The following is a 12,825-nucleotide window of genomic DNA, read 5'->3' as shown; positions in this document are numbered from 1 at the left end:
TTCCACATGACCGAGACACTCGACTCCGCGCGCGCGGACGATGCGCCGCTTTCGACGTCCAAGCATCCGTCCGCAGCAGTGGATGCTGCGACCGACACGTTCATCGACAAGCCAGAGGGCGGCGACGCCGACACGCTGGTCGGTCGAACCGTCACGATCAACCGCCCGCGCGCGGAGCTGTTCGCGTTCTGGCGCGACTTCACCAACCTCCCGCAATTCATGGACAATGTCGAAAGCATTGCACTGCTCGACGACAACCGCTCACGTTGGGTGGTCAAGGCGCCCGGTGGCGGCACGGTCGAATGGGTGTCCCGGATCACCGACGAACAGGACGGCAACTATATCGCCTGGGCATCGGTCGAGGGGGCGGATGTCCCCAATAGTGGCCGGATCGACTTTCGCGACGCGCAAGGCGATCGCGGGACGATCGTCACCGCCACGATCCTCTACGATCCGCCCGCCGGGATTATCGGCAAGGTCATCGCCAAGATGTTCCAGCGCGAACCCGCGATCCAGGCGCGCCGCGACCTGCGCCGCTTCAAGCAACTCATGGAAACCGGCGAGATCGCCACCGGCGCGCGCAACCGCCGCCTGCTCGAAGAAGGAAAGAACTGATGCGCGCACTGGCCTGGCACGGAAAACATGACGTGCGCGTCGACACGGTTGACGATCCCGAAATCCTCAACCCGCGCGACGCTATCATCAAGATCACATCAACCGCCATCTGCGGCTCCGATCTCCATCTGTACGACGGCTACATCCCGACGATGCAGTCGGGCGATATCCTCGGCCATGAATTCATGGGCGAAGTGGTCGAAACCGGCTCTGCCTCCACGCTGCAAAAGGGGCAGCGCGTCGTGGTCCCCTTCACGATTTCGTGCGGGTCGTGCTTTCATTGCGGCAAGCATCAATATTCGGCGTGCGACAACGGCCTGCCCGCCGACAATCAGGACATCGCCCAGACCGCCTATGGCCATCCGATGGCCGGACTGTTCGGCTATAGCCACATGACCGGCGGCTATTCGGGCGGTCAGGCCGAATATGTCCGCGTGCCGTTCAGCGATGTCGGCCCGATCGTCATCCCCGACGGGGTCGATGACGACAAGGTGCTGTTCCTGTCCGATATTCTCCCCACCGGATGGATGGCGGCGGAGAATGCCGACATCGAACCGGGCGATACGGTCGCGGTCTGGGGCTGTGGCCCGGTCGGGCTGTTCGCGGTCCAGTCGGCGTTCCTGATGGGTGCCGAGCGCGTCATCGCCATCGACCATTTCCCGCGCCGCCTGGAACTCGCAAAACGCTTCGGCGCGGAGACGATCAATTTCGAGGAGAGCGCCACCTATGAGGCGTTGATGGAAATGACCGGCGGCATCGGGCCGGACGCAGTTATCGACGCGGTCGGGCTCGAGGCGCACGGCCTTTTCGTCGATAACGTGATCGACCAGATCAAGGCATCGACGTTCCTGGGGACCGATCGCATCCATGCGATCCGTCAGGCGATCATCGCGTGCCGCAAGGGTGGGCGCGTTTCGATGCCGGCGGTCTATGGCGGGTTCGTCGACAAATTTCCGCTCGGGGCGTTCATGGAGAAGGGTCTGACGCTCAAGACCGGCCAGACCCATGTCCAACATTATCTGCCGGGGCTGCTCAATGCGGTTCTGGATGACAAGGTCGACACCACCTTCCTGATCAGCCACCGGATGCCGCTCGAACGTGCGCCGGAGGGGTACAAGATGTTTCATGACGACCAGAATGAGGTGACCAAGGTGGTGCTGAAACCGGATTGGGCGCGCGACCGGATGGAGGTGGTGCGATGACCGGCGCAACGGGGAAGCTGGCAGTCGTCACCGGTGCCTCGACGGGGATCGGCTTCGAACTGGCCACGCTGGCGGCCAAGGACGGTTATGACCTGATCGTCGTCGCGAACGAACCACTGATCGAGTCCGCCGCCGATGATTTCCGGCAATGCGGAACACAGGTCACAGCGGTCGAGGCCGATCTGTCGTCGATTGCGGGCGTCGATCAGCTGCTGGACGCGGTACAGGGGCGCCAGATCGATGTCCTTGTCGCCAATGCCGGCACCGGCACCGGCGGGGCGTTCCTGGAACAGGACACCGGCACCTGGCGACATGCGATCGACACCAACGTCACCGGCACCGTGTATCTGCTCCAGCGCGTGCTGCGACCGATGGTGGCGCGCAACGACGGCAAGGTGCTGGTGACCGGATCGATCGCCGGTTACATCCCCGGAGCCTTCAACGCGATCTACAACGCGACCAAGGCGTTCATCGACAATTTCACTGAAGCACTGCGCAACGAACTGAAGGATGTGGGGGGCGTCACGGTGACCACCCTGATGCCCGGTGCGACCGATACCGAATTCTTCGCCCGAGCGGGCATGCTCGATACCAGTGTCGGGCAAGACGAGAACAAGGCCGATCCGGCCAAGGTGGCGCAGGACGGATGGTCGGCGATGCTGGACGGCAAGGGGCATATCGTCTCCGGCCTGATCAACAAGCTGCAGGTCGCCGCCGCCGGGATCGTGCCCCAGGCCGTTCTGGCCGATCGCCACCGCGCCATGGCCGAACCGGGCAGCGGGGAAGAGTAAGGAGAGCGACCATGTCGAACGAACACACCGAAACCCCGCCGCGTCCGAATGGCGCCCCCGCGCCGGGCCATAAGGATCTTGCTGCGAACAGCGCGACACAGACGCATGATCGCCCGAACCTGTCGACCGAACATCAGCACGATGGCGATGCGCGCAGGCCGAGCGACACGCTCGACCGCGACCAGGGCGACACCCCCGGAGGACAGCCGCAGGAGGCCGTCGAGGACCGCCCCGTGGTCAGCACGGTCAAGCCCGAGGACTATCCAAAGGATCTGCCCGACCATTGAGAAAATACGCGCCGGGCTGCGCCGGTCTGCCCCAGAAGCCGCCTTGCCCCGCGATGGTGCCACGACACATGCGCGTCAGGTGACTAGCCAGTCGTCCGGCATCACATTAAGAATGCCGTATAGCCCACGCCCGGATACCAGCTGCCACGCAACGCCCTTCAGGCGGAGGGTGTGCAGCGCGCGTTCGATCGGAAGATCAAGCGCAAGAGCGATCGTGCGGCGCGACCAGAGCCAATCATGCGCCAATTCATCGCCGCGCAGCGCAAGCGAAAATCGCCTTCCACCGTCAAATGGGTGTCGCCGCTCCGCGCGGTGGCGTCGTCTGCATCGAGAGAGGCAACCGGATGCCGGAGGCCGAGGCGCTCCAGCTGCGAGTATCGGTTCCGGGAACGCCGTCGCTCTCATTCTGACCGACATCGCCCCACAGAAGGCCAAATCAGCCATGGAGATTTCCATGCAAACCGGCGTGCTGCGCTTTCGGGAGCACTGCTCGGAATGACAGTTAAGCGCACACTTGGGCCATCTCGACCTGGCCCCGGGATGGCTTGGAAGCGGCGCCGGTTTGTGGCCCGCCGCAAAAAGACCCCTTTGACTGAAACGCCAAGCTGGAGCGCGTAGCTGCGGTTGGCGAGGATACGGAACAGGCTGCTCATAGGGCTTGAGATGCTCGATCACTGTCTCGGGCGATCCATAGAGGCACCAGGTGCCGATCCAGTCATCGGTCAGCGCGTTGGGCGTGCGATCGGTCTTGCGATTGGCATCGCCCGATTCGGCGCGTGCGTTGAACTCCGCCTCGCGCTCGATCGCATCCTGATAGTGGCGCAAGATCACCATGAGTTCGTCGCGCGCCTGCTCGTCTGTCTCCGCTACATGCACCGCCTGATAGGTGTGCGTGGTCCAGTCGAGCGCCGATGCGATCGTGGCTGCGTCGTGGCCTGCCTCGTCCAGCATGGCGCGATAGATATTGAAATACTTCTTCACATGGACGAACGGTTCGGTTCCGCCGATCTTGGGCGGCGTAAAGGCCGGGATAAAGGCGGGCCAGCCATGCGTCGCGGCGCGGCGCGCACTGGCCTCCTTCATGGCGACGGGCATCAGGCGGGCATGGCCCGGCGTGTAGGCCGCGGGCGCGATCCGCTGCAGCACCCTGCCCTGATGCGGACCGTTGTCGATGTCGATCGCCGGATTCTCCATGCGCTTGGCCCAGAGTTGCTCGGCCAGCTCCAGATTGCGTTCGGACACTGCGCCGGCGTCTTTGTAGTTGACGCCAAAGCCGATCATCTCCTCCGGTGTCGTGCCGCTGCCGACGCCGACGAGCAGCTTCCCGTCAGTCAGCTGATCGAGCAGATTGATCCGCTCGACGAAGCGGACCGGATGATGCAGCGGCACCGACACGACCGAAAGGCCGAAATGCATCTCTGGCAGCTTGGCCGCGAGATAGGCGGCGAAGATGAAGCTGTCGCTCGCCAGCGGCATGTACCCGTTGAAATGGTGGTCAGGCATGAACACCGCGTCGAAGTTCAGATCGCGGGCAAGCGTCGCGTGCCGCTCCAGATCGTGCATCAACGCGCGGTCGTCCTCGGGACGCATCGAACGTGCATTGAGAAAAACCGAGAACCGCATGACCTCTCCCCCGCGAATCAGAATCTTCGCTGTTATCTAAATTAGAATTGACGTTCCTATTTTGAGATTCCTTATGCCCGGCATGTCAAGTGCCGCTCCGTCGCTCACCGAGACCCTCGCCGCCAGCGCGCTGAGCCGGAAGCCCCGCCAGGGGCGCAGCCTCGCCTCGTTCCGCCGCATGCTCGATGCGACCAAGGCACTGATGCTCGAACGGGGGAGCGAGGACTTCACGCTGCAGGATGTCAGCGAGCGCGGCGCGGTATCGATCGGCTCGATCTATCTGCGCTTCGAGAGCAAGGACCGCCTGCTCCATGCCGTGATCGCGGAAGAGTTGCAGTCGATCGTCGAGAAGGAGGGCGAGATGATCGCTAGGCTCCTCAGCGAATCCAAGTCGCTCGCCGAGTTTCTGCCGCGCTACGTGGATGGATACAGCAATTTCCTCTCGACCCATTCGCAACTGCTGCGCACGATCATGCAGCGCGCGTCGATCGACCCCGCCGTTTCGGCCCCCGGTCGAGAGACCGCACAGCGCTCGGCCGATCTTTCGGCCAAGGCGATCCTGACGTTCCGCGACGAAATTCGGTCCAAGGATCCCGAGCGCGCCGCTCATTCGGTGTTCCGCATCGTGTTCGCCACGGCAGCCCGCCAGTTTGGCCTGGGATCGACCGCCGAATCGGCTGACGACGCGATCTGGGCCACGCTCAAGTCGGAGCTTTCGACCATGGCGCTCGCCTATCTGCAGTATGAGGGCTGAGAGGTATCCCGGTGCACCGAAGCACCGTCGACCGGTCACCGCGAGTGCCGAATAGGCGGCTCCCAAAGGTATCGCGACGCTCTCGCGCTTGTGTCGCGCCGAAAGTGGCTGCGGCATTGCGGTAAGCCCCGCCGGTACAAGTCGACCTTGAACCCCTGAGCGGCGGGCACCCGACATTCGATCGTGACGAGGACAGGTCTGCGATCTTCAGCGACATGAAACTGTCGGCTTGGCCTGTGATCGGAAGCACGTTGCTTCTGACCATCGGGGCCCATGCACAGACGGCAAGCCCGCTGACACCGCCCCGCATCGTCCCGCCAATCGTTCGCGACGATGGTCCGGTCGCGATTCCCGAAAGCGCCGGGGCGGTCGCGCCCGCCGGATCGGACGCCGTGTTCGTGAACGTCCTCAAGGTCGCGGTCGACGGCGAAGCGCCCGCCACCGCTGTGGGCCGCCTCAGATCCAGGCTTGCCGGCAAGCGGGTTTCGGTTGCCGAGGTCTTTGCAGCCGCCGCCGAACTCGAATCTGCCTTCGCGCGAAGCGGCCGTATCCTGACCCGGGTGGTGGTGTCGGCCCAGACGCGGGCTGACGGCAATGGCGCCGCCACCGCGCGGGTGATCGTCGTCAAAGGATTCACCGAACTGGTCGACAAGACCGCGATCCCGAACCGGGTGCGCCGGCGGGTGGACGCGCTGCTGGCGCCGCTGGTCGGTGGCAGGACAATGACGCTGAGCAGATCGAACGCCGCCTGATGCTCTCCAGCGATGTGCCGGGGCTGACGCTGTCCTGGACGATCGCGGCCGGCTCGTAACGGGGCGGAACGGTGCTGATCGTTGAGGCGCTACGCCTCCTGCACCGTTCGTGGCCCCTTTTGAGTGGGCCACCGCGGAACATAATCAGATTTCATGGGACCGCCGGAAGCCAGTTTACCGCAGGTTTCTGCGCTTTTCCAGCCTTGTTCACAGTATGGACTGGTGCGCTTACAGGACTCACATCCGCGTCTGCGACCCGCAGAAAAGCTAGGGTTTTTCCTCAACGGGAAATCTGTGGCCCCTTCGTGGCCCACCCAAAATTCGGTCCCTAGTCAGGCCACAAACCGGTGCCGATCGAAGGACCGTGCATAGGTTCGGAGTGCCATAAGTCGCATGTTACTGTTCTGCGCGACGTTCTCGTGTACCGCCCCCATTCTGGAGTGCCCGCCCCCCAATTGCCGGGTCGATAGCCGCCTCGCCGCCATCGCCTACCAAATGATCCCGCTTGATCGCTTGGTAGGTCCGAAAATGACGGAGGCACCTCTAAGTATCAGCTAACACTCTGTGATCGCAGTGATTTTCCACGAGCCAACTTCGTCTACCCCACACTTTTCCCCACATCGGGTCAGAGATGTAATGGATCGCGCTGGCATGGAGTGGCCGCTTTGCGCCCCATCCCGGTCGTTCACCTAGCCAGCCGCAAGTCCTGAAAGCAGACGGTCGTTCAGGTCAGGCGTCGGACAAGATTGGGTGGAGAGCCGCCCGTCCGCTTTGGAGCGGGTGACTGAGGTTGCGGCCATTCGTTCATGATGGCGGAGCGTTTAGATCACTTAGTCCTTTTTGCAGGTCCATTATTGACCGTAAGCCGGACGCTGTTGCGCAAGCCGTGAAACCTGTCAAAACCTTCCAGTGGGGAGGAATGGCAGAATTGAATACCTTCGGTGCGGGACCTTCGGCGGCGGGCTATCTCTACCAGGCCCGGTTAGCGCTCGTCTTGTGCATGCCTTACGTCAACACGGATAGCGGTGTCGAAGTCTCGGTCGAGCGGCTGGATGACGTTGCATTTGAAGCAGACGGCACTGCCATCGAACTGCTCCAAACCAAACACCACATCAGCCAGGCCGCAAATCTGACGGATTCAAGCACCGATCTTTGGAAGACGTTGCGGATCTGGGCGGAGGCGGTTAACGGCGATCCGTCGCTGCCCGGTAGGACACGATTGGCGTTGCTCACGACCGCCGAGATTCCTTCTGGATCGGTAGCCAGTCTTTTGATGCCGGTCGCCGCTTATCCGGCTGGCGAAAAGCGCGGGCCCAAGCTGGCTGCGGAACGGCTGACGGCGATTGCCGAAGCCTCGTCCAACGAAGCGCTGAAGCCAGCGTTTGCTGCGTTTCTCAAACTCGGCTTCGAGATGCGCGCCTCGATGTTGAGCGCGGTGGAGATACTCGGCAACCAGCAGCAACTTCCCGATCTTGATGCCAGCCTCGAGGAGCATCTGAGGCTGTTCGCGCCGCGTGGCAAAGCAGCCCTGGCACGCGAAATGCTCGAAGGCTGGTGGTGGCCAAGGATTTGCACCGCACTCGTACAGAACCCACCCGGGGCAATCGCAATCGCCGAGCTCGAAGCCAAGCTCGACGATATTCGCGAGCAGCTCAAGCGCGACAGCCTCACGATCGATTTCGAGGATGCCCACCCATCCGAAGCCGAGCTTGCCTCCTATGAGGGTTTTCGGTTCATCCACCAATTGAAGGCAGTGGGCTTGGGAGACAATCGCATTCACTGGGCCAAGCGCGACTATTACCGCGCCTTTGCGCAGCGTTCGAAATGGACACGCGAGCACGCCGTATTCGACGGCGAGATCGCCCGATTCGAAGCGCGACTGGTCGAGGAATGGGAACCGCGTTTCGGTTCGATGTGTGACGAGCACTCAGCTGCTCCGGCCGATTGTGCGTCGCTTCGACAGGCTGGTCAGGGCCTCTATCATTGGGTCGAAACCGAAGCGCGCTACCCCTTTCGAACCGCGATGCATCGATTTTTGAATGTCGGTTCGTACCACATACTCGCGGATGCGATCCGCGTTGGATGGCATCGCGACTTCGCCACCTTATTCGACGGCGAGGATTGAGCGATGGCAACGGCGTGGACCATCGATTGGGAACAACGGCCTGCTGAAGAGGCCGCGCTCTATAACCCCGCCTTTTGCGGTGAGCTTCTTGCACGCAGTGTAGCTGCCTATCGCAAGGCCAGCGATCGAGCCTTGGCGCTTCCTCTGGCGTTCGTTGTGCTTCCGCTCACTCTGGCACCGGCGATACGCGCGCAGCTTCCGGGAAAATCCAATACGACCTTCGCGACATGGGCGGCACAGCACGAGGTACTGCTGACCGAATTGCCCGAGCGTGTCCTCGCACTGCGGCCAGTAACCCGTGAGGCGTTACTCTTCCTGGTTCAGCATCGCGCATTGGTCCTGTCGGGCCTCGGTCTGGAGCCTGGAGCAAAGCCCCTCAAACTCGGCGCGAAGCGATCCGCATCGTCGACCGACGTGGAAGACATGCAGCGCGCGGCGGGGTTGGTTGGCCGCTGGCTCGCGAACCAGATCAATGTCGGAGCTGTGCTTTTGGCAATGGGAGTTCGACCGTGACCCTGCAATTGCGCGCCATTGCGATCTACTCGCCCGACGGCGAACGCCGTGACATCCGCTTCGAACTTGGCCGGCTCAATATCGTCACCGGCGCTTCCAAAACCGGAAAATCGGCGCTGCTCGATATCGTCGATTTTTGTTGGGGGCGGGACGAATGCACGATCGCCGAGGGCGAGATACGGCGATCAGTTTCCTGGTTCGCGGTTCTGTTCGACCATCAGGGCGAGGGGGTGTTCGTCGCGCGCAAGAATCCTGGGCCAGGTGGGCGCGGGGACGACCATATATATTTCGAGCGGAATGTTGACGAGCTGCCGGACACGACCGACCAATTTCATCAAAATGTCACCAGCGCCGGCCTGCGTTCCCATCTTTCGCAGATCCTCGGCATCGAAGAGAATATCTATGTCCCAGAGCCGGGCGCGACCCGCGTTCCGTTGTCCGCGACCGCAAGTCAGGCGATTTTCTTCAGCCTTCAGGCGCAGGATGAAATCGCAAACCGGCGCCTGCTGTTTCATCGGCAGGGTGAGCAGCATATTCCGAGCGCCATCAAGGACACGCTTCCCTATTTTCTGGGAGCGATGGAGGAGGATTATTACCTCAAGCAGCGTCGCTACGACGAGGCCCGCGCACGTCTGAGAAAGCTCGAGCGCGATTGGACCGATCTTCGATCGCTTACAACCTCGGCAACCACCGCGACGCAGTCACTGCTTCAGGACGCCAAACGGGTAGGGCTCGTCGAACCGGATGTCTTTCCCGACGGTCCCGAGGCGTTGCGCACAGTGCTGGCCGATGCCGCTGCACCGCGGGAACTGCAATATGCCCGGAACGACGACGCTGCCGCCGACCTCACCGATCTCGAAGATCGCCGTCGGCTGCTGCGCGGACAGCTCATCGAAATCCGAGAGGAACATGCGCAGTTCGCGAAGCTCGAACGTGATGCCAGCGAGTTCGAGATTGAAGCGCGTGAACAGGAGGCGCGTTTGGCTTCGATCGGCCTGCTCGCAACCGCTGATGGTGATTCCGACGCGTGTCCATTGTGCGACAGCAGACTCGCCGTTGCGGTTCCGAGTGTAACGCAGATTCGGGATTCACTCCGCGGCGTGGGTCTGCAGCTGAAATCGGTGCGTCGCGACACGCCGAGAGTCCAGGCGCATATCGCTCAGCTTGAAAAGCGCCGCACAGAGCTGGAAGACCTACTTAAGGGGGTGCAGCGTGATATTACTTCGCGCATCGCGGACAACGAACGGCTGCGGATCGAACAGGACCAATTCACCGAACAGGCGCGCGTGGCCGGGCGTATCGGCTATTATCTCGAAAATGTTCAGGCCGTTCGAGACGACAATGGCATCAAGCTGGCCGTGGCCCGCGCGCGCGCGGAAGTGGCGGAACTGGAAAAGGCCCTCGATCCTGAAGCGCTAAATGAGCGGATCGCGACCGCGTTGAGCCTGGTCGGCAGAGACCTGACGGGATACGCGCAGGCCCTTCAGCTTGAGCATGGCAACAACCCGTTGCGGCTCGACCGCAAGAACCTGACCGTTGTCGCCGACACCGACGAGGGCGCGCTCGCGCTCTCACAGATCGGCAGCGGTGAAAATTGGGTTGGGTATCATGTGGCGGCGCATCTCGCGCTCCACCGCCTGTTCCGTGCGCGCAAGCGGCCCGTTCCGGCCCTGTTGATGCTCGATCAGCCCTCCCAGGCACATTATCCGCCCGATCGCGACGTCGGGATGCTGGACGCGAGTGAGGACGAAGATCAGGCGGCGGTTGCTCGCCTGTATTTCGAACTCCACAATTACTGCTCGGCGCTGGCCGGTGCGATGCAGATCATCGTCACCGACCATGTCGAGTTGCTCGAACCGTGGTTTCGTGAGGATACCGTCGAGCGCTGGCGCGACGGTATCAAACTGGTTCCGCTCAGCTGGTTGCGTGGAGACGGCGGTTAGCAGGCGGGCTAGCGCGCCGAACTGGCCGAAGCCTGCCCTATGGTCCACCGACAGCGAACAATCGAGATCGCCGACTTCGAGCTTCCGCGCGGCGCGGTCGGCATCAAGCAGCTCATGGCGATGCCGCGCGCCACCTGGGATCATTTGCGCAACGAGATCACGCGCCGCCGCCAGCAGGATCCTGATCGGCCGCTCGCGCGGTGCCGGTTGTGCAAGGGACCGGTATTCATCCGATCCCATTTCGCCGGGGGCGAACACGCCCCGGTCTATGCCCATTATCCCGAAAGCCCGGCTGACTGCCCCTGGTACGATGGCGCCAACCTTAAGCCCGACGACGCCCGCGCGGCGCAATATCATGGGCACCAGGAACGCGCGCTACATCGCTGGATGTGCGACACCATCGCCGAGCTGTTGCGGAACGATGCCCGATGCCGGGTCGTCACCGTCGATACCTACCGCCGTCCCGCGGTCGAGAAGCGCGGCCGCTATCCCGACGTCTATGCCGAGCTGGAGGGATTGGGGAAGTTCGCCATCGAAGTGCAGCTCTCGAAGCCGTTCGCGCCCGAGATCGCCGCCCGTCATCTGCACTATGAGGCCGAAGGTGTGGCGCTGATCTGGGTGTTTCGCGAGCTTCCCGACGAGCTGCCGCAAGGCTTTCACGACGTCATCACGCTCCAGCGCGGCAATGCCTTCCTTTTCGACGATGCCGCCTTCGCCGCTTCGAACGCGCGCGGCACGCTGGCGCTGACCGCCCTGCTGGAAAATGACCGTGGCGGCTTCCTGAAGCCGAGATATGTCGCCCTCGATGATCTTGACGGGTCGACAGGACGCGCCGTCTTTCTGGAGGACCGCCGATCCGATCGGCTTCTCGCCTATTGCAAGGCAGGCCGCGAGAAATGGTGGGAAGCGTTCAAGCAGGCGCCGCCCACCGACTTCGATTATCCGTTCGATGAGCCCTGCTTCATTCCCCCCTGGGACTCGATCAAGAATTTCGTGCCCGAGCTGCGGCCTTGGAAGCGCCGCTGCTGGGACGAGCAGTTCGTTCGCGGCGACCGGCTCTTCGCCGAGCTCGCAGCGATTCTGTTCTCGATCGCGCATACCGCGATGGCAGGCAGGGACCGGGTCTATCTCACGCGCTTTTCGGACGGCAGCGCGCTGACCTCGATGCTGAACGCCAAACTCAGCGCTCAGGCGTTTATGCCGTTCGCCACACTGATCGAGACGATGCTGTCAGCAACGCCGGCGCGTGAGCGCCTGGAGCGGATGTCTGTGGCGCGGTCGTTCGCCCTCGCGAAGCAGGGCGCGGAGCAGGTCCGGCCCGGCGATCCGGTATGGGCCGGCGCGACTCGGCTGTTCCCGGAAGTCTTCGATGGGCTGCGGCGCGCCGAACTTGCCGATCTCGGCAAGCTTCCCGCCTGGGCCGGGGGCGCGGCCACGGGAGGATAGGAGGTAACCCGGCGCGATTCGCCTGAAATTCCCCCCACCTCCCTGGACAAATCTGACCTGGGGTCTCTTATCCTGTGATAGCGTGATGCGCCACGGGTTACTGGGATTGCGGGGTTGCTTCTTCGGTGGACGCTCATGGCCAGGGCGGCCGGACCCTTGTGTCCGGGGGTATGGACACCTATGTCCAGGGGGCAAGGCCCCCGCGCGTCTAGAAATTCCAACATTTCCAGCGCAACTAGGCTGCAGTCTATGCAGGAGTTTTTGGACATGGTCAAATCGACGGACAATGTGGTGGCCATCCGGCCGCCCAAGGAGGAGACCAAGCGCGGTCTCGAAAAGCGCTGGTCGAAGGAGGTCCTGGAACCGGGCTTTACCTTCGTGCCTTCGGTGATCCTGCGCGCGCAGGCGCGGCTGCACATCGATGCCACCGAGTTGGCGGTGCTGCTGCACCTGATCGATCACTGGTGGGAAGACGACACTATGCCGTTCCCGTCTAAGAAGCGGCTGGCGGAGCGACTGGGCGTGTCCGACAAGACGGTGCAGCGCGCAATGAAACGCCTCGAGGATGAAGGGTTGATCAAGCGCGAGCCCCGCAGCCACGCGAGCGGCGGGCAGGCGAGCAACCGCTACGACCTGAGTCCGCTGGTCGAAAAGCTCAAGCCGATCGCGCGCGACATGGTCGAGGCCCGGGATCAGGCGACGGCAACGCGGCGCGCGGCCTCGCGGCCCGGGCTCAAGCGCCGGCCGAAGGTCGACCCCGCGAGCTGATCGACA

Annotated in this window: 12 protein-coding genes; 11 read left to right on the top strand and 1 reads right to left on the bottom strand. The window is 62.8% G+C overall.

The annotated features are described in order from the left end of the window. Positions 1 to 6 precede the first annotated feature (6 nt). The 4 genes from ACO05N_RS07780 to ACO05N_RS07765 are packed head-to-tail and all read left to right on the top strand — an operon-like array spanning position 7 to position 2,895. Positions 7 to 615, top strand: a complete 609-nt coding sequence (locus ACO05N_RS07780; protein WP_422056590.1) for an SRPBCC family protein — start codon at positions 7 to 9, stop codon at positions 613 to 615. Continuing rightward, positions 615 to 1,817, top strand: coding sequence for a zinc-dependent alcohol dehydrogenase (locus ACO05N_RS07775; protein ID WP_422056589.1), 1,203 nt, complete (start codon positions 615 to 617; stop codon positions 1,815 to 1,817). Before ACO05N_RS07780 ends, ACO05N_RS07775 begins: the two co-directional genes overlap by 1 nt. Further along, entirely contained in the window at positions 1,814 to 2,608 is a 795-nt protein-coding gene (locus ACO05N_RS07770) for an SDR family NAD(P)-dependent oxidoreductase (protein ID WP_422056588.1), read from the top strand. Before ACO05N_RS07775 ends, ACO05N_RS07770 begins: the two co-directional genes overlap by 4 nt. Positions 2,609 to 2,619: 11 nt before the next feature. Next, positions 2,620 to 2,895: a hypothetical protein gene (locus tag ACO05N_RS07765; RefSeq protein WP_422056587.1), complete on the top strand. Its 276-nt coding sequence runs from the start codon at positions 2,620 to 2,622 to the stop codon at positions 2,893 to 2,895. Between the two features lie 75 nt (positions 2,896 to 2,970). Here ACO05N_RS07765 and ACO05N_RS07760 read toward each other — a convergent pair whose 3' ends face one another. Next, positions 2,971 to 4,518: an LLM class flavin-dependent oxidoreductase gene (locus tag ACO05N_RS07760; RefSeq protein WP_422056586.1), complete on the bottom strand. Its 1,548-nt coding sequence runs from the start codon at positions 4,516 to 4,518 to the stop codon at positions 2,971 to 2,973. An 82-nt stretch (positions 4,519 to 4,600) separates the two neighbouring features. On the opposite strand from ACO05N_RS07760, the gene ACO05N_RS07755 reads away from it, so the two are divergent. The 7 genes from ACO05N_RS07755 to ACO05N_RS07725 all read left to right on the top strand — a co-directional run bounded on the left by ACO05N_RS07755 (position 4,601) and on the right by ACO05N_RS07725 (position 12,819). Further along, entirely contained in the window at positions 4,601 to 5,272 is a 672-nt protein-coding gene (locus tag ACO05N_RS07755) for a TetR/AcrR family transcriptional regulator (RefSeq protein ID WP_422056585.1), read from the top strand. A gap of 251 nt (positions 5,273 to 5,523) precedes the next feature. Beyond that, entirely contained in the window at positions 5,524 to 6,024 is a 501-nt protein-coding gene (locus ACO05N_RS07750) for a hypothetical protein (protein WP_422056584.1), read from the top strand. Positions 6,025 to 6,910: 886 nt separating this feature from the next. Further along, positions 6,911 to 8,149: an ABC-three component system protein gene (locus ACO05N_RS07745; protein WP_422056583.1), complete on the top strand. Its 1,239-nt coding sequence runs from the start codon at positions 6,911 to 6,913 to the stop codon at positions 8,147 to 8,149. 3 nt (positions 8,150 to 8,152) lie between these two features. Continuing rightward, positions 8,153 to 8,662, top strand: coding sequence for a three component ABC system middle component (locus ACO05N_RS07740; protein ID WP_422056582.1), 510 nt, complete (start codon positions 8,153 to 8,155; stop codon positions 8,660 to 8,662). Then, positions 8,659 to 10,605, top strand: a complete 1,947-nt coding sequence (locus ACO05N_RS07735) for a DUF3732 domain-containing protein (protein ID WP_422056581.1) — start codon at positions 8,659 to 8,661, stop codon at positions 10,603 to 10,605. Before ACO05N_RS07740 ends, ACO05N_RS07735 begins: the two co-directional genes overlap by 4 nt. A 39-nt stretch (positions 10,606 to 10,644) precedes the next feature. Further along, a complete protein-coding gene (locus ACO05N_RS07730; RefSeq protein WP_422056580.1) occupies positions 10,645 to 12,051 on the top strand; it encodes a hypothetical protein in 1,407 nt (468 codons plus the stop codon). Positions 12,052 to 12,318: 267 nt separating this feature from the next. After that, positions 12,319 to 12,819 carry a helix-turn-helix domain-containing protein gene (locus ACO05N_RS07725; protein ID WP_422056579.1) on the top strand — a complete coding sequence of 167 codons (501 nt, stop codon included), beginning with the start codon at positions 12,319 to 12,321 and terminating at the stop codon, positions 12,817 to 12,819. Positions 12,820 to 12,825 lie beyond the last annotated feature (6 nt).

The organism is Sphingomonas sp. (assembly GCF_965227385.1).
In the GTDB taxonomy this organism is placed as follows: domain Bacteria; phylum Pseudomonadota; class Alphaproteobacteria; order Sphingomonadales; family Sphingomonadaceae; genus Sphingomonas.
Note: the sequence above shows the minus strand (reverse complement) of the source record. Positions and strands in the feature narration are given on the sequence as shown.

What these genes read in the sequence shown, in the direction of transcription:
- ACO05N_RS07780 (WP_422056590.1), top strand. Translation starts at nt 7, where the DNA reads ATGACCGAGACACTCGACTCCGCGCGCGCGGACGATGCGCCGCTTTCG.
- ACO05N_RS07775 (WP_422056589.1), top strand. Translation starts at nt 615, where the DNA reads ATGCGCGCACTGGCCTGGCACGGAAAACATGACGTGCGCGTCGACACG.
- ACO05N_RS07770 (WP_422056588.1), top strand. Translation starts at nt 1,814, where the DNA reads ATGACCGGCGCAACGGGGAAGCTGGCAGTCGTCACCGGTGCCTCGACG.
- ACO05N_RS07765 (WP_422056587.1), top strand. Translation starts at nt 2,620, where the DNA reads ATGTCGAACGAACACACCGAAACCCCGCCGCGTCCGAATGGCGCCCCC.
- ACO05N_RS07760 (WP_422056586.1), bottom strand. Translation starts at nt 4,518, where the DNA reads ATGCGGTTCTCGGTTTTTCTCAATGCACGTTCGATGCGTCCCGAGGAC.
- ACO05N_RS07755 (WP_422056585.1), top strand. Translation starts at nt 4,601, where the DNA reads ATGTCAAGTGCCGCTCCGTCGCTCACCGAGACCCTCGCCGCCAGCGCG.
- ACO05N_RS07740 (WP_422056582.1), top strand. Translation starts at nt 8,153, where the DNA reads ATGGCAACGGCGTGGACCATCGATTGGGAACAACGGCCTGCTGAAGAG.
- ACO05N_RS07730 (WP_422056580.1), top strand. Translation starts at nt 10,645, where the DNA reads ATGGTCCACCGACAGCGAACAATCGAGATCGCCGACTTCGAGCTTCCG.
- ACO05N_RS07725 (WP_422056579.1), top strand. Translation starts at nt 12,319, where the DNA reads ATGGTCAAATCGACGGACAATGTGGTGGCCATCCGGCCGCCCAAGGAG.